This window comes from Vibrio sp. EJY3, assembly GCF_000241385.1.
Classification (GTDB): Bacteria; Pseudomonadota; Gammaproteobacteria; order Enterobacterales; family Vibrionaceae; genus Vibrio; species Vibrio natriegens.
Window position 1 is genome coordinate 320,791 of record NC_016613.1, and the last position, 22,356, is coordinate 343,146.

Consider the following 22,356-nt stretch of genomic DNA (forward strand, 5'->3'; position numbering starts at 1 on the left):
ACGCTATGTGGTTTATTTGATTACGATTTCGGCGTTGTCTTTGTTCAAACTGGTCGCTGATTGCGTGGTATCCGTGAACAGGTTAACGCTGACTGATTCTGTATTCGGGAATTGATTGAACCAAGCCGTTTTGATTGTGCTCAGCTCGCTGACCTTTTCACAGTTGAAGCGGTACTGTGCTGAGAACTCACCATGGCTGCTGTGCGCATCATGGTCGTGACCTTCGTGATCATCATGGTCATCGTGGTTCGCATGGTCTGCATGATCATCGTGGTGTTCATGTTCGTCATGGTCACTGTGATCATGGCCTTTGTGTTCATCATGATGCTCATCATGGTCATGACCTTCATGTTCGTCATGCGCGCCGCCAAGAGTATGCTCTACATGTACATCTGCGATGTCACATTCCGCTTGTGAATTGATAGTAAAAAGGCTGCTGGTGTCTTCCAGCTTTGCGACCGCTTGTTTTAATTGCTGCTCTTGCTCTGCGTTCTCTGGAGCGTGTTCGAAACCAACCACATCGGCACCCGGAGCGGTGATTTCAACTAACAAATCTTTGCCGTCTTGTGCGATGTTAAACTCTACATGGCCATGCTCGTGCGCATCGTGTTGGCGATATTCTTCTGCCATTGCTGTAGTAGACAGAGACAAGCCGATAACAAGAGCCAAAGTGTGTTTAGATGGCATTTTATTTTCCTAATTTTGCGTCTATCAATTTGAATGATTATGCATCCCAATTGATACTAAGTCTTTTAATACATTATTAAAAATCGCGAATGTGCGAGTTAATAACACTAAATGGTTTGGGTTAATGAAACTTGAGCAAAATTAGGCGGTGCGCGGGCAGAACTGCGTATTTCTTCTAGGTGGAGTGAGTTTTCCACTACATCATGAAACTTGAGCCGAGTGTAAGTCTGGGCTGGTATGGTGGGTTGAGCTTTTGCCAGACCATGGTGAGTCCCAGCAAACATTTGACAGTGATGGTGCGTGTGATGCTCAGGTGTTACATCCATTTGATGAAATAGGCTGGCAAAATTCCATACGATCAGCAAAGCCGTACTGAAAAGTACAACAGTACGATAGCAATGTTGAATTGTTGTTTGCCTGGAGAGAACCATCATAGCGCCTGAGACCCAATTGAGTGTTATAATATAACACTCATTTTTGGTAAAAGTTCACTCTTTTGTCAGTTAAGGGAAAATTCAGACATCGCAGAGAAACTAACTCCTTGTCCTTGCCGAAACAAGGAGCCTATTGGTAGCCGTTAAATATTTTGCTTGATTAACTCAATCACTTGCGTGATCTCGTTTTGTTCTAAAGGTCCTTCTTTGCTGAAAAGCACTTTTCCTTGCTTATCCTGAACGATGATCGCTGAACTCTCTTGCTCTAATCCCCAAGCTTTTGCGACTAAGCCATTTTCATCCAATACCATTGATGACCAAGGAAATTCCTTCTTGCTATCTTGTGCTGAAGACTTGACGAAGGAGCTAGTACCCCAAATCGCATCATCCTGATTGATGATGGTTGTGGTTTGGTAACTTTCTTGAGGAAACTTCGCGGCAGTAATGGCAGACATTAGCGGGGCGTTCATCTCTTTCGCACTGCTACGTCCGGCTATCGCCTGAATAACGCGTACTTTGCCCAGCATGTTTTGCGCAGCCCATGGTTGATACGCAACGCCTTCGCCCTGCATAACAATTTCACCATAAGCACCAACTCGAACGTCTGGAACATTTTCGCCGATGGTTAAATTATTTGCGAATGAAAGGCTTGGCGTCATAGCCAGCAGAAGTGGTAGGAGAGTCTTAATTTTCATATTGTTATATTCCATATATGTGAGAGCTTTATAACCAAGTCACCTCTGGATGATGGATACAATCAGACGAGCTTGGTTTATAGGAACCATCTGGATGTCGCCAGTATATAAGTAGAACAAGTAAAATTACAGCGAGCTTGTTAACATTTATTTAACGTTTGAGGTGATGTAATATTGCGTTGTTTTTAGGATTTGCTAGAATGAAGTCGTTCGCAAATTGCGCTACAAGATTGTTAAGGATAGACAATCTGTACTTTCTCAAAGGAATTGAGGTGAATTATGCTACGTGAATTCGCGGTATACCGACCACTCCAGGTGGCTCGTTTTGTAAAGACGCTATTTAAAGGTCAGTTTTTCATCGCAGGCGTCGGGAACTTTGATTTTGATAATGGCAAGGTTCTTCTACCAGACGTGAAAGATCAGAAAAGACTCTCTGTGTTCAAAGAAGTGAACCAGGAGATCGCATCGTTGAAACTACGATGAGCAGGTTACAAGCAAAGTTATGTTAAGAGCGACTAAGGTCGCTCTTTTTCGTTAATGGCTGTTGATTTTAAGTTGTCTCTCAATCAGCTTTGTAAACTTGGTGGAAAGCACACACCTGTACCACCAAGGCCGCAGTAGCCTTCAGGGTTCTTCGCCAGATATTGCTGGTGGTATGTTTCAGCAAAGTAGTACGTCCCTGCCGGTTGGATTTCTGTGGTGATAGAAGCTCTTTGTTCTTCTTGCAGTGCTTGCTGGTACTGATGCTTTGAATGCTCTGCAATGTCTTGTTGTTCTTGCGAAAAAGTATAAATAGCGGAACGATATTGCGTGCCTAGGTCGTTCCCCTGACGCATCCCTTGTGTAGGGTCGTGCTCTTCCCAAAATGCAGCCAGAAGTTGCTCCAGAGAGATAACTTGCTCATCAAATACTACTCTGACGACTTCAGCATGTCCGGTTTGTCCTGTACATACTTCTTCATAAGTCGGGTTTTTCGTGTACCCACCAGAGTAACCTACTGATGTTGAGATGACGCCATCCAGTTGCCAGAACAGGCGCTCCGCTCCCCAAAAACAACCCATACCTAATAGAATTTGCTGTTGGTTAGACTGCAATGGTGCCGTTAAACTGGATTGATTAACAAAATGCGTATCTTCAATTTGCATTGGCTGCTCTCGACCTGGTAGAGCATCTTCTATACTGATTAGTGTCTGTTTGTTGAGCATGCTATCTGTCCTTTAAATTTGTCTTAAATTTGCGAACTTTTCCCAGTTCGTCTTTATGTGAATACGGATTTACAAAGGCTGCGGTAAAGTTATGAATATTACAGACTTAGCCTTTAATTGGCGCTATTATGACACAAGTGTCTTTAATCTCACGAATCTCACGCATCTAAAACGCATGATAAAAAAAGCTCTCCCGATCATTGTTGTTGGCTTGTTTGCCTTTTCCCATAACGCCTCTGCCAAAGTATCTATTAAGCTACAAGGTATAGACGGCGCGTTAGAAGAAAATGTTAACGCTTATCTGACTTCGATTCCTGAAGAAGATTACTCGACTTCGTTGCGTTTTCAAGCGCGATTAGATGAAAGCATCACTGAAGCACTCAACGCGCTTGGGTATTATCACGCAGATATCTCATACTCTGTTACTGAAAATAATGATGAACTGATCATCGATATTGCAAAAGGCTTACCAGTCAAGATCAAAGTTATGGATGTCGTGATCACTGGTGAAGCGCAAGACGATGAAGCATTTGAAGCGCTTCTCGCGGCGTCTCCTTTAAAAGTTGGCCGGGTTCTGAATCAAAGCGAATACGATAGCCTCAAGTCAGGAATACGTAATTTAGCGTTGCAGCGTGGTTACTTCAAAGGGGATTATCTACTCAGTCGTTTGGAGGTGGTACCTGCATTCAATGAAGCGAACATTCGTTTGCATTATGACAGTGGTATCCGCTATCACTTTGGTTCCATCAATATCACTGGCAGCCAGATTTGGGATGAGCGCGTCGCTTCGTTAAGTCCTTTTGAGGAGGGCGAACCTTACTTAGTTTCGAGTGTTGGTGAGTACAACCAGAACTTGTCTAATACTGACTGGTTTTCGTCTGTATTTGTTGAGCCTGATCTGGCGATGCTGGAGGAAGGACGTGACTTACCAGTAAAGGTTTCTCTTGCTCCGGCGGCCAAAAACCAGATAGAAACGGGTCTTGGTTACTCCACTGATACTGGCGTACGTGGCACATTGAAATGGAAAAAGCCCTGGATCAGTTCCCGTGGCCACAGTCTAGATACCGCACTTTCCCTGTCCCAGCCGGAACAAACCATCACAGCAGGCTACAAAATACCGCTTGATGACGTTTTGCATGAATACTACCAGCTTCAATTTGGCTTAAAGCATTTGGACAACCGTGATACCGAAAGTCTAGAAACGAATTTAGCGGTAGAACGTCACTGGATCGTCGATGGTGGCTGGCGTAAGACTTTGTATATACGTCACTTGTACGAAAACTTCTCTCAGGGTCTACAGGAAGACGGTGTGCAGTTCTTGCTTCCTGGCGCAACGTTCTCACGTACAAGAAGTCGTGGCGGCAGCATGCCAATGTGGGGCGACAAGCAAACCATCACGTTTGAATATGGTGACCCGGCCGTTTTATCTGCGACCCGAGTCTTTCGCTTTTTGGGCCGAACCTCTTGGATCCGTGGGATTGGTGAAAACCATCGTGGACTTTTCCGCTTAGAAGGCGGCGCTAACTTTATGGACGAGTTTGATAAGCTGCCTCCATCGTTGCGTTTCTTTGCTGGTGGTGACAATAACATCCGTGGTTATGGTTATGAATCTATCTCGCCGGTCGATGAAAGTGGAGCGTTAACGGGGGCAAAATATATCCTGAGTAGCACACTTGAGTATCAATATCGTCTTACCGGTAACTGGTGGGGGGCGACTTTCTACGATATTGGTGATGCATTTGATGATACCCCCGTATGGAAAGCGGGTGCCGGGGTAGGTATCCGCTGGGCTTCGCCAGTTGGTCCGGTCAGCTTTGATTTTGCATGGGGATTGGATGACCCACAGAAGAACGAATTTCGTATCCATTTCTCATTGGGGCCTGAACTATGATGCAAAAGATGTTTAAGTGGACCAAATGGCTATCGCTAGGTTTGATTGGTCTTCTGTTGTTGATCATCATTTTAGTCTCAACAGTTCTCTTTACTCACCCTGGATTAAAGCTCGCCATATGGGGGGCAGAAACAGCCGTGCCACAATTGAAAGTGGAGAACGTCCAGGGCTCGTTATTTCCACGTTTTGCATTGGAAAACGTCAGCTTTGTTGATGAAACACTGAATGTTGATGCGAAAGTCGAACGCCTGACCTTAGCGGTTAACTTCCGTTGCTTTTTCGATCCTAGAGTGTGTGTCGATGAGCTTTCATTGCAGGGCGTAAACTTCCAGATGCCGGAACTGCCACCTGCGAGTGACGAGCCAGAAGAAGAGACGCCTCCGCTGCATTCAATCAGTACGCCAGTGCCAATTTTCGTCAACAAAGTTAGCCTTAATGATATCAACCTGAATGTTTTGGGTAATCAAGTTGACTGGCAGGATTTCACGACCGCGTTATCGATGCAGGGCGACCGCTTAGTCATTGCGCCAACAGCATTAAAAGAGATCAATGTTGCTTTGGCACCAACGGACACCGAACAAGCACCTACTGAAACTGACGTTGCAGAAGCCGAGAAAGCCACAGCCGAAGGGGATGAGTCCCAGAGTGCTCCAGTCGCGGGCACTGATACTGAAGTCGCTGATTCCCAGACCGATGCAACTAACGCAACGGATTCGGAAATAGTAAAAACAGCCGATGCAGAGCCGCAAGATATTGTTTTACCTGAAGTCTGGATTCCGTTGACCGTCGATGTCCGACGTCTCGATATTCATAACTTCAAGTTAGCTGGTGAAACGCCGGTTATTGTTCATCATCTCGGTTTGGTGGCGAAGGCGGGTCGTGATCGTGTGGATTTGCAAACACTTGAGCTCGACATGCCTGAAGTTGAGGCTACGCTGAGTACGCAAGTGACACTTTCTGCAGACTATCCTCTTAGTGCCCAGCTGGATGCGCTAGTGAAACATACGGAAGCGAAAGGACAGAAGTTGTCGCTGTCAGCATCTGGCTCAGCAGGCGATTTATCGCTGCAGGCAACACTGTCTGAACTGACTAAAGCCGAAATCCAAGCCAAAATTCAGCCACTGAAAGTGCAGTTACCGTTTGATGTGACCCTCAACAATGTCGAAGCGCAGTGGCCTTTGTTGGGAGAAAGTGACTATCAGGTTGCTGTACCGAGTCTTACCGCTAAAGGCTCGTTAGAGGGCTACAAGGTCGCGCTGGAAACTAAAGCATCTGGTAAGGATATTCCTGCGGTAGATGTGGCGCTAAACGGAAAGGGCACCCTAGAGCAAATCGATCTGGAAAGTCTTGTGGTGAAAACCTTAGGCGGCGAACTGTCGGGCAAGGTTATGGCTAACTGGGCGGCACCAATCAACTGGCAAGCCGATCTCAACTTACAACATATCCAGCCGGGTCTTCAGTGGCAGGAAGCGGAAGGGGACATCAGCGGTAGCTTATCAACCTCTGGGTCGCTGACGGAGCAGGGCGGCTGGCAGGTTAGTCTTCCTACCCTGGATATTGATGGTGTTTTACGTGGTTATCCACTGAAAGTGAAGGGGCAGCTAGAAGCATCTGATAAAAATGGCAAAGCCGAAGATATCCAGCTTACAACTCAAGGTTTAGTATTGGCTCATGGTCCTAACCAGTTGAGTGCCAAGGGTAAGATCGATAAACAAATCTTGATGGACGTTGAGGTTAACTTCCCTGATTTTGCGAAAAGTGTGCCTGATCTTAGCGGCAATATGAACGGTAAAATTGCGGTACGAGGCAGCTTAAAAGAGCCGAACATCAACCTGGATCTTGCCGTCAATAAAGCGAACTGGCAGCAGTTAGCCAAAGTAGAAACGGTCACGCTGAAAGGGGATGTTTCACCGTTACCCGTACCAAAAGCTAACGTGAGCTTAGTAGCAAATAACATTAACTATGACGGCATCAAGATTGATAGCGCTGACCTCGATGTCTCAGGTGATGAAAAGCAGCATCAACTTACCTTAGATGTGGCCTCGGATATCGTCTCAACCAGCCTGGAGATTCAGGGCGCATTTACTCAGAAGCCTGAAATGATCTGGGACGGTGCGCTAACTCGTTTGTCGCTTGATACCATTCAAGGGCCTTGGGCACTGGAAAAGTCGACGGCAGTGAAGGTCAATATCGACAAGCAGATCGCGAATGTTCAGGCGCACTGTTGGTTACAAGCTGATTCAAGTGTGTGTTTATCTGAAAACATTAGTGTAGGCAAAAGTGGTGAGGCGAAGTTAGCGGTGAATCACTTTGACTTTAGCCAAATCAAGACACTATTGCCGGCAGAAACGAAACTGCAAGGTGAAGTGAACGCACAAGCCTTTGCTAAATGGGCTCCAAACATGAAGCCTGAGGTGACGTTGAATGTCGATATGCCGCAAGGTCAGGTGGAACAAGCGCTGGAACAACCAATTACGGTTGGTTGGGAAAGTGTTAGCTTTAAAGCTGCGTTAGCAAAAGACAAGCTCGATGCTCAGTGGCTCGTCGATGTGGCGGATAACGGTGATCTCTCCGGTAATGTGTCACTGATTAATGTCTCTGCTGAGTCTCCTGAGATCGCGGGTAACGTGTCACTTTCGACGCTCCATCTGGATTTCTTAGCGCCATTGATTGGCGAGTACAGCTTGTTTAAAGCCAATATGAATACCGATTTGGCGTTATCTGGTGATGTCATGCACCCAAGGGTGAACGGCCAGTTCCTGATTGACCAAATTAAACTGAACGGTGAAGTGACGCCAATTGATATCGACTCAGGTCAGGTAGAGATCAACTTTAAAGGCCATCAAGCTGACCTCAACGCTGGCATCAACACCCCAGATGGCAAATTGGAAATTACCGGTGATGCGGACTGGCAAGACCTACAGGACTGGCATACCAAGGCGCGAGTGTTCGCTAAAGAGCTGAAAGTGGATATGCCTCCGATGGTGAAAATCAAAGTTGAGCCAGATATGACGCTTGAGGTGACGCCAAATTTAGCCAAAGTACAAGGTAATATTAATCTGCCTTGGGGTCGCATCGTCGTTGAAGAGTTACCACCAAGCGCGGTTGGCGTTTCGAGTGACGTAGTCATTTTGGATGAAAACTTACAGCCAGTTGATGACACTGTGGCAGTACCGTTTAATGTCGAGACCGATATTAATATTAAGATTGGCGACGATTTTCAGCTGTCGGCATTTGGTCTGAAAGGTGGTCTGAGGGGTAACCTCAATGTGACTCAAAAAGACAAAGGTCCATTTATTGTAGGTGAAGTTAACATTGTCGATGGTTCCTACCGCTCATTTGGCCAAGATTTGGTGATTGATGAAGGTAAAATCATGATGAATGGCCCAGCTGATGAGCCTTATCTGTCGATTTCTGCCATCCGTAACCCTGATAACACGCAAGATGATGTGACCGCAGGTGTTCGTGTTACTGGCCCTGCATCTGACCCAAGTTTGGAGATCTTCTCAGATCCAGCTATGCCTCAGGCAAACGCGCTGTCCTACCTATTACGAGGTCAGGATATCGACGCAGAGTCTGGTGGTAATGCCATGACCACTACCTTGATTGGCTTGAGTCTGGCGAAAAGTGGTCGTGTTGTCGGACAGATAGGTGAAGCCTTTGGCGTTCAAGACTTGCAGCTCGATACTGCGGGATCGGGTGACGACTCTCAGGTGACGGTGAGTGGTTATATATTCCCGGGTCTTCAGGTGAAATATGGTGTCGGTATCTTTAACTCTCTGGGTGAATTTACTGTTCGTTACCGATTAATGCAGGATCTGTATTTAGAAGCGGTTTCTGGTGTAGACAGTGCAGTTGATCTACTCTATCAATTCGAGTTTGATTAAAGCGTAACTCATAACTAAGGAGTGGTTATGCAGCATTTAGTCTTTGTATACGGAACGTTACGCAAAGGAGAGTACAACCATCACTACTTGAGCTCGGGGCAATTCCTGGGGCTGCATGAAAGTGATGCTCAATATACCTTGTATGATTTAGGTCCATACCCTGGGGTGTCGAAAGGTCACCAAACCATACAAGGTGAAGTCTATCTGATTGATGACGATACGCTAACGGCGCTGGATAAACTGGAAGATGTTCCGGTAGAGTACCGACGTGAAAGCATTAGCACGCCGTTTGGTCAGGCTTGGATTTACATTTATCAGGATACCGAGCAGCTGACGGAAGAGATCGCATCCGGAGATTGGTGCCAAAGAGTATAGGTCCGCCGAGTGTCACTGCTGAGTCTTATCATGGCTACGACGTTAGTCGCATACTATGGTGGCGTTCAAACCGACTGAAGCTTATGTGACGTTCAGGCATAAAAAAGAGCTGCGTATTTGCAGCTCTTTTTTCATTCTGGTCGCATTTATTTGTTTTGTGCGCGATCGTAAGATTCCAGGATTTCAGCTTTTGCGGCTTCCACGTCTGCCCAGCCATCAACCTTCACCCATTTACCGGATTCCAGCTCTTTGTAACGCTCAAAGAAATGCGTAATTTGCGCTTTCAGTAGCTCTGGGATGTCACCGACGTCTTGAATGTGCTCGTACTCTTTAGAGATTTTAGAGTGAGGAACCGCGACAACTTTAGCATCTTCACCAGATTCATCAGTCATTTTAAGCACACCAACAGGGCGGCAACGAATCACTGAACCTGGCATCAATGGGTATGGAGTCGGAACTAGTACGTCTACAGGGTCACCATCAAGAGACAGTGTGTTGTTCACATAACCATAGTTACATGGGTAGAACATTGGTGCAGACATAAAACGGTCAACAAATACAGCACCAGAGTCTTTATCTACTTCGTATTTAATTGGGTCTGCGTTTGCAGGAATTTCGATAACGACATAGATATCTTCAGGCAGAGATTTACCTGCTGGTACATGGTTTAGGCTCATTTGAAACTTCCTTTTCATTGAGGATGAGGGAACCTCATCTTATTACGATTTATTCGCAACTCACTTTAGCGACAAAAACACGGCAGGTAAACACCTGCCGCGTTGGACAAAGGTCTATTCGTCGCGATTCTTCTCAAGGAATTCTTCGACCTTACGTACCATGTTTTTTGAACCGACAAAGAACGGCACACGTTGGTGTAATTCTGTTGGCTTGATGTCCATGATGCGATTCACGCCGTCAGAAGCTATACCACCTGCTTGCTCGATTAGGAATGCCATAGGGTTGCACTCGTAAAGCAGACGCAGTTTACCTTGCGGATGGCTTTGCGTGCTTGGGTATAGGTAGATACCGCCTTTTAACAAGTTGCGGTGGAAGTCTGCTACTAGAGAACCGATGTAGCGAGACGTGTATGGACGACCATCTTCAGGTACATTTTCCTGACAGTACTTGATGTACTTCTTCACACCAAGTGGGAAGCGGATGTAGTTACCTTCGTTGATAGAATAGATTTTGCCTTCTTCAGGGATCATCATGTTTTCATGAGAAAGACAGAAGCTGCCGATAGAAGGATCGTACGTGAAGCCATTCACGCCGTTACCTGTTGTGTAAACCAACATGGTTGAAGAGCCGTAAATCACGTAACCAGCCGCAACTTGTTTGTGACCTGGCTGAAGGAAATCTTCTTCTGTTGCTGGCGTACCAATTGGTGATACACGGCGGTAAATTGAAAAAATAGTACCTACAGAAACGTTCACGTCGATATTAGATGAACCATCAAGTGGATCCATTAATACAACGTACTTGGCGTTTTGGTTGAGTTCTTTATTGAATGCAACCGCCTCATCTTCTTCTTCGCTGGCTACGCCACAAACTTGGTCACGAGCTTCAAGTGCCGCTTTAAACTTGTCGTTTGCATAAACGTCTAGCTTTTGCTGAGCTTCACCTTGGACATTCTCTGTGCCGACAGCACCAGTAATATCGCCAAGGCCAGCAGCGTTAATTTCGCGGTTAACGATTTTCGCAGCTAAACGAATGGATGCTAAAAGAGATGATAGATCACCGCTAGCGTGGGGGAAATCCGCTTGTTTCTCGACAATGAATTCGCCTAGGGTGCGCAATCCAGACATGGTCAATCCTTACATTTTCATTTATTGGGGGTGTTGCGCAACGGGGCATCTCTTTATGGATGTTAAACGTTTGCGCTAAACGTAATTTTATGTCGAAGATCTTTTTAATGGTAATGAAGTAACCGTCTGAGATCTCAATTTATTTGTCTTGTCACTGACGAGTTCATCATTTAGTTCAGTGACTGTACAGTCCGTGTTCAGGCTTGTCATTTTTTTGAAAGTGACAGCAAGAACAAGGTGAAAGTCTCTCGCTTTTCTGGTGGTTATCGCGATAATGAAAGCATCAAACACGGCATTACAAGGTTAAGTTTATGCACATCCATATCTTGGGTATCTGCGGCACGTTTATGGGTGGCGCGGCAATTTTAGCTCGCCAGCTCGGCCACAAAGTAACGGGCTCTGATGCGAATGTTTACCCTCCGATGAGCACATTACTGGAGTCTCAAGGTATTGAAATTATTGAAGGCTTCGACCCTTCTCAGCTTGATCCTGAACCTGACCTAGTCGTGATTGGCAATGCCATGAGCCGTGGCAACCCATGCGTAGAGCATGTACTCAACAGCAACATGCGTTATACCTCCGGTCCGCAGTGGTTGAATGAGTTTTTACTTCACGATCGCTGGGTGTTAGCGGTGTCTGGGACGCATGGCAAAACGACCACCTCAAGCATGCTGGCTTGGATACTCGAAGACTGTGGTTACCAACCTGGTTTCCTGGTCGGGGGCGTACTGGGTAACTTTGGTGTTTCTGCTCGACTGGGAGAAAGCATGTTTTTCGTTGTTGAAGCGGATGAATACGACAGTGCTTTTTTCGACAAGCGTTCTAAGTTTGTCCATTACCACCCACGCACGTTAATCATGAACAATCTTGAATTTGATCATGCAGACATCTTCGACGATCTTGAAGCGATTAAGCGTCAATTCCACCATTTGGTACGTACTGTTCCGGGCAATGGTCTTATTTTGTCTCCTAAACAAGATCAGGCACTTGCTGATGTACTTGAGCGCGGTTGTTGGACAGAAAAGCAGTTTTCTGGTGAAGATGGCGACTGGCAAGCGCATAAACTGGTCGTCGATGGCTCGAAGTTCGAAGTATCGCTGCAAGGTGAGAAAGTCGGTGTTGTTGAGTGGGACTTAGTGGGCGACCACAACGTGGATAATGCACTGATGGCCATCGCCGCTGCAAGGCACGTCGGGGTGACTCCAGAGTTAGCCTGTCAGGCATTGGGCCGTTTTATCAATACCAAACGCCGCTTAGAGCTTAAAGGTGAAGAGCAAGGTGTGACGGTTTACGACGATTTTGCTCATCATCCTACCGCTATTGAACTAACGGTTGGTGGCCTGCGTAACAAAGTGGGTGACAAACGTATCTTAGCAGTACTGGAACCTCGCTCTGCCACCATGAAGCGTGGTGTGCACAAGAATACGCTGGCGGACTCATTGCACAGTGCCGATGAAGTGTTCTTGTTCCAGCCAGACAATATTGAATGGTCGGTACAGGAAATTGCAGACCAATGCCAGCAACCGGCTTTTGTTGACGCTGATTTGGACCGTTTTGTTGCGAAAATCGTTGAACGTGCAAAGCCTGATGATCAAATTCTGGTTATGAGCAATGGTGGCTTTGGCGGTATTCACGGTAAACTTCTCGAACAATTAAAACAAAAAGCTTAATCCTTATGTCTCACAAAAAACATCAACAAAAAAAAGCCATTACCCTAGCACTTACTGGCGCTTCTGGTGCGCCTTATGGCTTGAGACTTCTGGAATGTTTGGTCGCTGCGGATTATCACGTCTATGTGTTGATATCTTCCGCGGCGAGGGTTGTGATGGCAACCGAGCATGACCTGAAGCTGCCAAGTGGTCCTGAAGCGGCGCAAAAAGCGCTGGTGGAGCACCTGAAGTGTAACCCTGACAACATTACTGTCTGTGGTAAAGATGATTGGTTCTCGCCAGTGGCTTCAGGCTCTGCGGCTCCAAAACAAATGGTGGTTTGTCCGTGTTCGGCAGGCAGCGTCGCGGCGATTGCACACGGTATGTCGGATAACCTGATTGAGCGTGCCGCCGATGTAGTGATGAAAGAGCGTGGCCAACTGCTTCTGGTAGTGCGTGAAACGCCATTTTCGACCCTGCATCTGGAAAATATGCACAAGCTGTCGCAAATGGGCGTAACCATCATGCCAGCAGCGCCGGGTTTTTATCATCAGCCAAAGACTATCGAAGACTTAATCGACTTTATGGTGGCGCGAATTCTCGACCATCTGGGGATTGAGCAAGGATTGGTTCCGCGCTGGGGATACGACCAACGTTCATAAATAGTTATCTTGCTACGTAACCTGATCTTCATCTAAGTCCCAAACCCCCTCGCGTAACCTAGCATCGCGAGGGGGTTTGGGTATACAATCCATCCAACTCATCGGGGAGCAACCCCATTTTGTATTGTGTTGATCAATACTTAAGGGCGCTGAGACCTAATGGCTTAACCTAGTTAGGCTACGGGGACCCGTAATACCTGAACCAGATAATGCTGGCGTAGGAATTGAGTCTGGATATTAGCAATCCCAAATAGCCACCTCATACCTGTGCCGCTCAACTAATTTCTCTGAAATACACGTGGAGAGCGAGCAGTGAAAACCACTCTAAGCCTAATTGCCCTTGCTGCAATGACAACAACTTCAGCGTTTGCTGCTGAAAACACATTAACCATCTACACCTACGACTCATTCGCTGCGGATTGGGGACCGGGTCCTAAACTCGAACAAGCTTTTGAAGCGAAATGTGGTTGTGACGTAAATTTCGTTGCTCTTGATGATGGCGTATCGATTTTGAACCGTCTTCGCTTAGAAGGCAGTAATAGCAAAGCCGATATTGTTCTGGGTCTGGACAACAATCTGATGGTCGAGGCACAGAAAACGGGTCTGCTTACAGAGCACAAGGTCGATACCTCTAAAACCATTTTACCAACGGGCTGGGACGATAAAACATTCGTGCCTTACGACTATGGTTATTTCGCGTTCGTTTACAACAAAGAAAAATTGGCTAACCCGCCAAAAAGCATGAAAGAGCTGGTGGAAGAGCGTGATGATCTTAAAGTGATTTATCAGGACCCTCGTACTTCAACTCCGGGGCAGGGTCTGATGCTGTGGATGAAGTCAATCTATGGCGACAATGCTACCCAAGCTTGGCAGCAATTGGCTGGCAAAACCGTTACCGTGACCAAAGGTTGGTCTGAAGCTTATTCCATGTTCCTTAATGGTGAATCTGACTTAGTGCTTTCTTACACGACATCACCAGCTTACCACCTGATTGCAGAGCAAGACGCTAAGTTTGCTACCGCTGATTTTGCTGAAGGGCATTACATGCAAGTGGAAGTTGCTGCCAAAGTGAAAGACTCGAAGAATACCGAGTTGGCTGACGAGTTCATGAATTTCATTTTGAGTGATGAATTCCAGTCAGCAATGCCAACGGGTAACTGGATGTACCCAGTCACTGACGTTGCCCTTCCAAAAGGCTTTGAAACCTTGAACGTACCAAGTAAGCCACTGAGCTTTAGCGCCGAAGAAGTGGCGAAAATGCGTAAGACTTGGATTCGTGAATGGCAAAGCGCCCTGACTTTCTAAGAGTTACCTTTGAATACTGTACCCAAATTAGGCATAGGGGTCGCGATAGTCATCGCGGCCTTTGTTCTTTCTGCGCTGAGTGCTTTAGCTTTTCAGGCTCCGTCTCTGGATGTGTTGCTGATTTGGCATGATCCCTATTATCAGCACGTTACTAAGTTCAGCTTCTATCAGGCTTTTTTATCCACGTTGATTAGTGTGGGTTTAGCGACTCCCGTCGCCCATTCGCTTTCCCGCCGTGAATTTTTCGGTAAGTCATTACTGCTCAAACTGTTCGCTTCCACTTTAGTTCTGCCTGTTTTAGTCGGGGTTTTTGGATTGTTGTCGATATATGGCAACAGCGGTTTGATTGCCCAATGGTTACAAACCCTTGATGCCAAGCTGCCATTTTCTATCTATGGCTTGAACGGTATTTTACTTGCGCATGTGTTCTTTAATCTGCCTTACGCTGCGCGGTTATTGTTGCAAACACTGGAGTCGATTCCTGCTGAGCAACATAAGCTATGTGCTCATCTCGGCATGAGCCATTGGGATAAGTTTCGTTGGGTTGAGTGGCCTCGATTAAGACAACAATTGCCACATGTAAGCGGCCTCGTTTTTATGCTGTGCTTTACCAGTTTTGCCACGGTGATGGCACTGGGAGGCGGGCCTAAATCAACCACCATTGAGTTGGCTATTTACCAAGCGATAAAATTTGACTTTGACCTGCAGGCTGGCGCGTTATTAGCACTGTGGCAAATGTTGTTGTGTGGTGTGATCGCGATAGGCGTACAAAAGCTGACGAAGCCAGTCTCTATAAGCTCTGGTAGTACATCGGTACAGCAATATTTAACGAAGGATCATGGGTGGTCAAAAGCTTGGGATAGCTTTTGGATCATGGGTGCCTTTTTACTGGTTATCCCACCACTTGCGATGGTGATTCTAAGCGGAATAAATCAACAGGTTGGCTCGGTATTAAATGACGAACGTTTTTGGTCTGCGCTATTTAACTCTTTAAAAGTTGCAGCAATGGCGAGCACTCTTGCAGTGGCTGCTGGCGTTTCCATTTTGCTCACCAGTCGGCGTTGGCGTCTGGAGTATAAAAACTCACGGGCGGATCACATTGAGTTGGTTGGTACCATTATTTTGGTAACGCCTGGTTTGGTGATCAGTACAGGTTTGTTTTTGTTGCTCCGTTCTTTTACCGATGTTTTCAGTCTGGCATTTTTTGTCGTCATACTGGTCAACGGTTTGATGGCGCTGCCGTATGTGATTAAGACGCTAGCACAGCCGATGTTACACATTGAACAGCAATATCAATACGTTTGTGCCAGCCTAGGGATGCGAGGCTGGCAGCGATTTAAAGTTGTGGAATGGCGAGCACTACGTAAACCTTTTGCTCACGCTTTCGCAATCAGCTTTATGTTTGCGATAGGGGACTTAAGTGCGATTGCGCTATTTGGCGGACAAGAATTCAGAACCTTGCCGCTGTATTTATTCCAACTGCTCGGCAGTTATCAGATGGAAGCGGCAGCGGTGGTTTCGGTCACCTTACTCTTGCTTAGTGTTGGCTGCTTTACTCTGATTGAAAAAGTATTAAAAACGAAGGAGAGAGCACAATGTTAGTGTTGGATGATGTGCAATACACCTATCAAAGTGAACTGTTTCGTTTTGATTTAACCATTGAGCGCGGTCAGATTGTCTCGTTGATGGGGCCGAGTGGGGCGGGTAAATCGACATTGTTGGCACTGGTCGCTGGCTTTATCCATCCTGACCAAGGGGATATCCAAGTTGATGGCGAATCCATTGTCGGTAAAGAACCTTATCTGCGTCCATTCTCAATGTTGTTTCAGGAGCATAACTTGTTTGCTCATTTGTCGGTGCGCGACAACATCAGTTTAGGATTGCATCCGGGCTTAAAGCTCACCGCAGACCAAAAGCTTCAGGTTGAGCAAGCCGCACAGCAGGTTGGTGTTGCAGAGTACCTCGAACGCTTGCCAGAGCATCTCTCTGGTGGTCAACGTCAACGCGTTGCGTTAGCACGTTGTTTTGTCCAGCCTCATCCGGTGTGGCTGCTGGATGAACCTTTCTCTGCGCTCGATCCTGTGCTGCGTGAAGAGATGCTTAGCTTAGTGAAAAGATTGGCAGCAGAACGAGGAATTACCGTACTCATGGTGACTCACCACCTCAATGATGCAAAAGCCATAGCAAGTCACTTTGCGTTTGTTGCGGGTGGAAAAATTGAGGCGGCAGGTGAGATAGGTCAGCTCTGCGTGACACATTCAAGTGAGGCTTTACAAGCCTTCGTTCGGGCCGCTGGTTAAGCTCTATTGGGTTAGAAAAACAAAAGGTTGATGTAAACATCAACCTTTTTCTTTTGTCTCGATCGTTTAGTGACTTTAGCTTTGTGGCTTCACTACCATCACGTTGACGGGAGAATACTCCACCACTTTGCTGGCTACTGAGCCGAGCATCACTTTATTGATTTTCGAACGCTTGTGGCTTGGCATGATGATCAGGTCAATCCCTAAACGCTTAGCGTGTTCAATAATGGTCGTGTACGGTTTACCTTCTGCCACGTGGATACTATAGGTGACGTCTTCCTTGATGTTGTCTTCCGCAAACGTCGTTAACTGCTTTTCGACATCTTGCTTCATCTTTAGGGCAGCATCTTTTGGAAAGTAAGTCGCGACCATCGACATATGGATTCCAGGTACAACCGTCAGCAAATGGATGACCGCATTCGCTTGCTTCGCATGCCAAACAGCCAGTTCAACCGCTCGGTCTGAGAAGCCTTGATCATTAAGGTCTACCGGAACAAGAATTTGTTTATACATTCAATTTCTCTCACTCAGCCCCCGGTCTCCCGGGGGGAATCGTTTAGGCGCTCAGTTGTTCTTTGCGCATACGACGTTTCTGGTTCATCGCTAGTGCCAGCAGAATCAATAAGCAAGGCACAAACACCCACTCTTTCATTGGGCGATCAGCGTCTTGAACGACCGATTTGATCTCCCAGTCAAAATCGATACCAGAGGATTCAGCAGGGCTACCAAATTCCACCATATCAACGATCATTTTGCCGTCATTTTCGACCAGCATCAGACCCATTGATGAGATACGTTCTTCTGCGGTTGTTGCATTGTCGTCAAACGGCAGCAGTACGGTTTTTTCAACGTTCTCACCTTCTAGGTTCTGTCCGGCGACACGCAGCTCAATTGATTGTCCCACACTTAGTCCCTCGACAATTTGAGCCACTTCAACCCCTGGGGAAAGTACTTTGGCAGGGAACATCATGTCCCACCAGAATCCCGGACGGAAGAAGGAAAATGTCAGTACCAATAATAGGACGGTTTCCCACCATTTATTGCGAGTAAACCACCAACCTTGAGTAGCGGCGGAAAATATCAGCATCGCAATAATGGAGGATATGATGGTCAGGGCTAAATGCCACCACGTGTCGATACCCATCAATAGCAGTTGGGTATTGAAGACGAACATGAATGGCAAAATAGCGGTACGAATATCATAGGTGAAGCCCTGAATACCGGTACGGATCGGATCTGATTTCGCAATGGCTGCAGCTGCAAAGGCGGCTAAGCCCACTGGCGGTGTATCGTCGGCCAAGATACCGAAATAGAACACGAACAGGTGAACGGCAATCAGTGGGATGATAAGCCCATGTGCCGCGCCAAGCGTGACAATTACTGGTGCCATCAGCGTCGATACGACGATGTAGTTTGCCGTGGTAGGAAGGCCCATACCTAATACCAAGCTGATCACTGCGGTGAACAGCAGCATTAAGAACACACTACCACCAGAGATGAACTCAACAAAGTCAGTCATGACCAGACCGATACCAGTCAGAGTTACCACACCGACCACCGTACCAGCAGCAGCTGTCGCCACACCGATACCAATCATGTTGCGTGCACCAGAAACCAAGCTTTCCAGAAGATCAATAAAGCCTTCTTTCGTCTGTTCTCCAATACCCCCTTGTTTAGATAGCAAGGCGATTAGCGGGCGTTGCGTTAACAGGATGAAAATCATGAACACGGTCGCCCAGAAGGCAGATAAGCCTGGAGAGAATCGCTCGACGGTTAAACACCAAACCAGAACCACAATTGGCAGTAAGAAATGAAGTCCCGATTTTACTGTTGGCCCCGGTTCAGGTACCTCAGTCAGCTCTTCATCGATATTGATCGCGCCATCTTTGGTGTGATTCGCCGATACTTTAACTAAAGCAACATAAGCAATAAGAAGAGCAACCATCACGATAGGTGTTGCAGCCTCACCAAAGACATCTTTCGTCCAGCCTACGCCGTAGTAAACCAGCGCACTGATGACACAAAGCCCTAAAATGGTTCCGGTGAACGACAACATGCTTTGCAGCATGGTTGGGTTATGACGACGAGGTAACCCCGTCATGCCTGCTTTACATGCTTCAAGGTGAACGATGTAAATCAATGCGATATACGAGATAAGCGCTGGCAGGATTGCCGCTTTGATAACTTCAACGTACGAGATCCCAACGTATTCCACCATCAAAAATGCAGCGGCACCCATGATAGGAGGCGTCAACTGACCGTTAGTAGATGCTGCTACTTCTACCGCACCTGCTTTGGTTCCCGGGAAACCAACGCGCTTCATCAAAGGAATCGTAAAGGTACCGGTAGTTACTACGTTCGCAATCGAAGAGCCTGATACAAGGCCTGAAAGACCTGAAGCCACAACGGCCGCTTTTGCTGGACCACCTCTCATATGACCTAATAGTGAAAAGGCCACTTTAATGAAGTAAGCACCAGCCCCAGCTCGTTCTAACATCGCACCAAAGAGTACGAACAAGAATACGAAGGAAGTCGAAACGCCTAAAGCCACACCAAATACACCTTCAGTTGTTAGCCATAAATGAGACATCGCTTTATTCAAGCTCGCGCCTTTATGGGCAATGACGTCTGGCATGTATGGACCGGCGAAGGTGTAGGTAAGGAATACCGCAGCGACAAGCATCAGTGGTGGACCAAGTGCACGTCGTGTTGCTTCCAGAAGAAGCACCATACCAATCACGGCGACAACAATGTCAGGCGTGGTTGGCGCGCCTGAACGTCCGGCGAGTTCCGTATAAAAGAGATAGATATAAGACGCTGAAAAGCTACCAGCAAGCGCAAGAATCCAGTCGACAGCCGGAATATGATCGCGTGGGGAATTTTTCATTGCAGGATAAGCAGTGAAAGCCAGAAAGATCGCAAATGTTAAGTGAATCGCACGAGCTTCAGTGTCATTAAGTACGCCAAAATTAAAAATAAATGGTAATGGTGATGCATACCATAACTGAAATAGTGACCAACACAGAGGGACAAACCAGAGGATTCGTCCTTGTATGCCAGATGGGCTACGTGCCCCTGTGTCTGCCTGAGCCACCATATCTTGCACATCTTGTGACGGGGCTTTGTTCGTCGTCATGTACTTTTTCCTTATTATTGATGGTTCTGCCTGTTTTATATGTCGAAAACTCACTTCGCCTCTATCAGTGTAGTGAACTGAGCGAAGTTTGCAGTCGAGTATTCCGCTGCCTGAAATTTAAATGAGGCTCGTTAGAAGCTCTGAATTGGCGGCGTTAAAGTGTTTTCTTGGCATGAGTGTGAGGTTTTAGAAAAACCGACGAATATACCCAGATGATTTCCAGATGCGGGGTTTATCGCTGTCTTCATGGAGAAATGAATCAGCGGCAAAACTGACAAATGTCGGGTGACTTACCATGACTTTGGAATGTTGCAGGCTCTCAAAAACCAGAACAAGTCAGTCACATTAAGTTTGGCATCCAGAAGCGCCTTAGGTAATAAACAAAGTATGCTGGCGATCCTGCGACAACCAGCATACTTAATCAGGCAGAAACCACTTGTTCCTGCCTTGGTTTAGAGTTCGTAGTGCTTACTTTAGCAGTCCCACTTCTTTGTAGTACTTAGCCGCGCCTGGATGAAGAGGAATTGAAAGGCCTGCTTTCACCATGTCTTCTTTTTTCAGGTTCGCGAAAGCTGGGTGCAGGCGTTTGAATGTGTCGAAGTTTTCGAATACTGCTTTTGCAACATTGTATGCCACTTCATCAGAAACGTCTGTTGAAGTAACCATTGTTGCAGCTACACCAAAGCTCTTAACGTCTTGATCCGTACCACGATACATGCCGGCAGGTACTGTGCTGTACGCGTAGTAAGGGGTACTTGAAACGATCTTGTCGATCTCAGGACCAGTCGCTGGAACTAGCTTAGCATCACATGATGTGGTTGCTTCTTTGATTGAGCCATTTGGGTGACCAACCATGTAAATAAATGCGTCGATTTTGTTGTCACAAAGTGCTTGAGAACGCTCAGAACCTTTAAGCTCTGAAGCTAACTGGAAGCTATCTAGGGTCCAGCCCATCGCGTCCATCACTACGCCCATTGTTGCACGGTCACCAGAACCTGGGTTACCGATGTTGACGCGTTTACCTTTCAGGTCTTTAACGTTTTCGATGCCAGAGTCTGATCGAGCAATGATGTTGAAAGGTTCAGTATGCAGAGAGAACATTGCGCGTAGCTTATTGTACGGGCCTTGTGCAGCAAACTCACTCGTACCGTTGTAGCCATGGTACTGCCAATCCGACTGAACGATACCGAAGTCTAATTCGCCAGCACGGATAGTGTTAACGTTGTAAATAGAACCACCAGTCGACTCAACCGAACAACGAATGTTGTGATCTTTACGACCTTTGTTGACCAATTTACAGATAGCACCGCCAGTAGGATAGTAAACACCTGTCACCGAGCCCGTACCGATAGTAATAAACTCTTGAGCGTTAACTGCGCCTGCACCCATAACGGCTGCAGCGATAGCGCCTACTTTGAGTAGTTTGTTAAATGCCATGAAATTCCCTTCCTTATATTTCATTATTTACCCGGAAATAACCATCAATCACTTCTGGAGTTTCCTGTTTGGAAACGGCATCTTTTCCAATCCAATTGTTTGAAAAAGCGAACAAATCATAACAAAAAATTGGCAGAAAATTATCCGACTGTTAAAAGTTATAGCGAATAAACCTGAAGATTGCGTTAATAGCCAGTGATTAAGTTGTTATTTTATTTCTTTTATAACAGTAGTTTACGATTGAATGAGGGGAAAGGAAGGAAAAATTAATAGCGTGATATACATCACAAAAAAATGATTAAAAAATAACCTTAAAACGCGATAGGGGAAGGAAATTGTGAGCTACAGAATAGGATTTATCTTATAGCTCACAATCAGTTAGGTGACTTCAACCTACAGTTGTTAGCCAGTGTATTCGAACAGTTCACACACGGATTTGAACAACTGCTCTGTCGATACTGGCAACGTCGGAGTGATAAAGATAGTGTCATCACCAGCGACAACACCCAAGATGCCTTCAGATTTGCCAAGAGAGTCCAGCATACGAGCGATAAGCTGCGCAGCGCCAGGACCAGTGTGGATAACAACTAACGCAGCATTGTGGTCGATATCCAACACGAGTTCACGCAAAGAACTGCTTGTCGTTGGGACACCCAGTTCTGCAGGAAGACAGTAAACCATTTCCATTTTTGCATTACGGGTACGAACAGCACCAAACTTAGTCAGCATGCGAGACACTTTAGATTGGTTAATACTTTCAAAACCTTGCAGTTTTAGAGCATCAACAATCTCGCCCTGTGAGCCAAAGCTTTCTTCCTTTAATAGGGCTTTAAAAGCTCGAACTAGGTTATCTTGTTTTTCAGTATTGCGCATAGTCATTATGATTCT

19 protein-coding genes and 1 riboswitch are annotated in these 22,356 nt (G+C 46.4%); of the genes, 9 read left to right on the plus strand and 10 right to left on the minus strand.

Annotated features, from left to right (window positions below; genetic code table 11):
* Positions 1-12: 12 nt before the first annotated feature.
* From VEJY3_RS01535 to VEJY3_RS01540, 3 genes are all read right to left on the minus strand, one after another.
* Positions 13-687, minus strand: coding sequence for a DUF2796 domain-containing protein (locus VEJY3_RS01535; RefSeq protein ID WP_014230689.1), 675 nt, complete (start codon positions 685-687; stop codon positions 13-15).
* Between the two features lie 107 nt (positions 688-794).
* Complete coding sequence (locus VEJY3_RS24545; RefSeq protein WP_373423022.1) at positions 795-1,121, minus strand: DUF2607 family protein; 327 nt, start codon at positions 1,119-1,121, stop codon at positions 795-797.
* 143 nt (positions 1,122-1,264) lie between these two features.
* On the minus strand, positions 1,265-1,816 hold the full coding sequence (locus tag VEJY3_RS01540; RefSeq protein WP_014230691.1) for a YtfJ family protein: 552 nt from the start codon (positions 1,814-1,816) through the stop codon (positions 1,265-1,267).
* 279 nt (positions 1,817-2,095) lie between these two features.
* Between VEJY3_RS01540 and VEJY3_RS01545 the strand changes: the two genes are divergently transcribed.
* The gene (locus VEJY3_RS01545; RefSeq protein WP_014230692.1) at positions 2,096-2,299 is read left to right on the plus strand and encodes a DUF1107 domain-containing protein; all 204 of its coding nucleotides are present in this window, start codon (positions 2,096-2,098) and stop codon (positions 2,297-2,299) included.
* Between the two features lie 83 nt (positions 2,300-2,382).
* Here VEJY3_RS01545 and msrA read toward each other — a convergent pair whose 3' ends face one another.
* On the minus strand, positions 2,383-3,021 hold the full coding sequence (msrA, locus tag VEJY3_RS01550) for a peptide-methionine (S)-S-oxide reductase MsrA (protein ID WP_014230693.1): 639 nt from the start codon (positions 3,019-3,021) through the stop codon (positions 2,383-2,385).
* A gap of 175 nt (positions 3,022-3,196) precedes the next feature.
* Between msrA and VEJY3_RS01555 the strand changes: the two genes are divergently transcribed.
* From VEJY3_RS01555 to VEJY3_RS01565, 3 genes are read left to right on the plus strand one after another with little or no spacing between them, the layout of a single operon-like run.
* Positions 3,197-4,912 (plus strand): autotransporter assembly complex family protein, encoded by a 1,716-nt coding sequence (locus VEJY3_RS01555; RefSeq protein WP_014230694.1) that lies wholly within the window; start codon positions 3,197-3,199, stop codon positions 4,910-4,912.
* On the plus strand, positions 4,909-8,799 hold the full coding sequence (locus VEJY3_RS01560; protein ID WP_014230695.1) for a translocation/assembly module TamB domain-containing protein: 3,891 nt from the start codon (positions 4,909-4,911) through the stop codon (positions 8,797-8,799). The genes VEJY3_RS01555 and VEJY3_RS01560 overlap by 4 nt, the downstream gene beginning before the upstream one ends.
* Before the next feature lie 27 nt (positions 8,800-8,826).
* Positions 8,827-9,174, plus strand: coding sequence for a gamma-glutamylcyclotransferase (locus VEJY3_RS01565; protein ID WP_014230696.1), 348 nt, complete (start codon positions 8,827-8,829; stop codon positions 9,172-9,174).
* A gap of 146 nt (positions 9,175-9,320) precedes the next feature.
* Here the strand turns inward: VEJY3_RS01565 and ppa are convergent, their stop codons facing one another.
* Both ppa and fbp read right to left on the minus strand, forming a co-directional pair.
* Positions 9,321-9,851 (minus strand): inorganic diphosphatase, encoded by a 531-nt coding sequence (gene ppa / locus VEJY3_RS01570; protein WP_014230697.1) that lies wholly within the window; start codon positions 9,849-9,851, stop codon positions 9,321-9,323.
* Between the two features lie 114 nt (positions 9,852-9,965).
* On the minus strand, positions 9,966-10,979 hold the full coding sequence (gene fbp, locus VEJY3_RS01575; protein ID WP_020335825.1) for a class 1 fructose-bisphosphatase: 1,014 nt from the start codon (positions 10,977-10,979) through the stop codon (positions 9,966-9,968).
* Between the two features lie 311 nt (positions 10,980-11,290).
* On the opposite strand from fbp, the gene mpl reads away from it, so the two are divergent.
* The 5 genes from mpl (at position 11,291) to thiQ (ending at position 16,895) form a co-directional block, all read left to right on the plus strand.
* Entirely contained in the window at positions 11,291-12,649 is a 1,359-nt protein-coding gene (mpl, locus tag VEJY3_RS01580) for a UDP-N-acetylmuramate:L-alanyl-gamma-D-glutamyl-meso-diaminopimelate ligase (protein WP_014230699.1), read from the plus strand.
* A 5-nt stretch (positions 12,650-12,654) separates the two neighbouring features.
* The gene (locus VEJY3_RS01585; protein ID WP_014230700.1) at positions 12,655-13,290 is read left to right on the plus strand and encodes a flavin prenyltransferase UbiX; all 636 of its coding nucleotides are present in this window, start codon (positions 12,655-12,657) and stop codon (positions 13,288-13,290) included.
* Positions 13,291-13,382: 92 nt separating this feature from the next.
* Positions 13,383-13,531: riboswitch (TPP riboswitch) on the plus strand.
* A 71-nt stretch (positions 13,532-13,602) separates the two neighbouring features.
* Positions 13,603-14,595, plus strand: a complete 993-nt coding sequence (gene thiB / locus VEJY3_RS01590) for a thiamine ABC transporter substrate binding subunit (RefSeq protein WP_014230701.1) — start codon at positions 13,603-13,605, stop codon at positions 14,593-14,595.
* Between the two features lie 9 nt (positions 14,596-14,604).
* The gene (thiP, locus tag VEJY3_RS01595) at positions 14,605-16,197 is read left to right on the plus strand and encodes a thiamine/thiamine pyrophosphate ABC transporter permease ThiP (RefSeq protein WP_014230702.1); all 1,593 of its coding nucleotides are present in this window, start codon (positions 14,605-14,607) and stop codon (positions 16,195-16,197) included.
* Positions 16,191-16,895 carry a thiamine ABC transporter ATP-binding protein gene (gene thiQ, locus VEJY3_RS01600; protein ID WP_014230703.1) on the plus strand — a complete coding sequence of 235 codons (705 nt, stop codon included), beginning with the start codon at positions 16,191-16,193 and terminating at the stop codon, positions 16,893-16,895. Before thiP ends, thiQ begins: the two co-directional genes overlap by 7 nt.
* A 75-nt stretch (positions 16,896-16,970) precedes the next feature.
* Here thiQ and VEJY3_RS01605 read toward each other — a convergent pair whose 3' ends face one another.
* The 4 genes from VEJY3_RS01605 to argR form a co-directional block, all read right to left on the minus strand.
* Positions 16,971-17,408, minus strand: coding sequence for a universal stress protein (locus VEJY3_RS01605; protein ID WP_014230704.1), 438 nt, complete (start codon positions 17,406-17,408; stop codon positions 16,971-16,973).
* Between the two features lie 43 nt (positions 17,409-17,451).
* Complete coding sequence (locus VEJY3_RS01610) at positions 17,452-20,031, minus strand: TRAP transporter permease (RefSeq protein ID WP_014230705.1); 2,580 nt, start codon at positions 20,029-20,031, stop codon at positions 17,452-17,454.
* 468 nt (positions 20,032-20,499) lie between these two features.
* Positions 20,500-21,468 carry a TAXI family TRAP transporter solute-binding subunit gene (locus tag VEJY3_RS01615; RefSeq protein ID WP_014230706.1) on the minus strand — a complete coding sequence of 323 codons (969 nt, stop codon included), beginning with the start codon at positions 21,466-21,468 and terminating at the stop codon, positions 20,500-20,502.
* A gap of 402 nt (positions 21,469-21,870) precedes the next feature.
* On the minus strand, positions 21,871-22,341 hold the full coding sequence (gene argR / locus VEJY3_RS01620) for a transcriptional regulator ArgR (RefSeq protein WP_014230707.1): 471 nt from the start codon (positions 22,339-22,341) through the stop codon (positions 21,871-21,873).
* Positions 22,342-22,356: the final 15 nt, after the last annotated feature.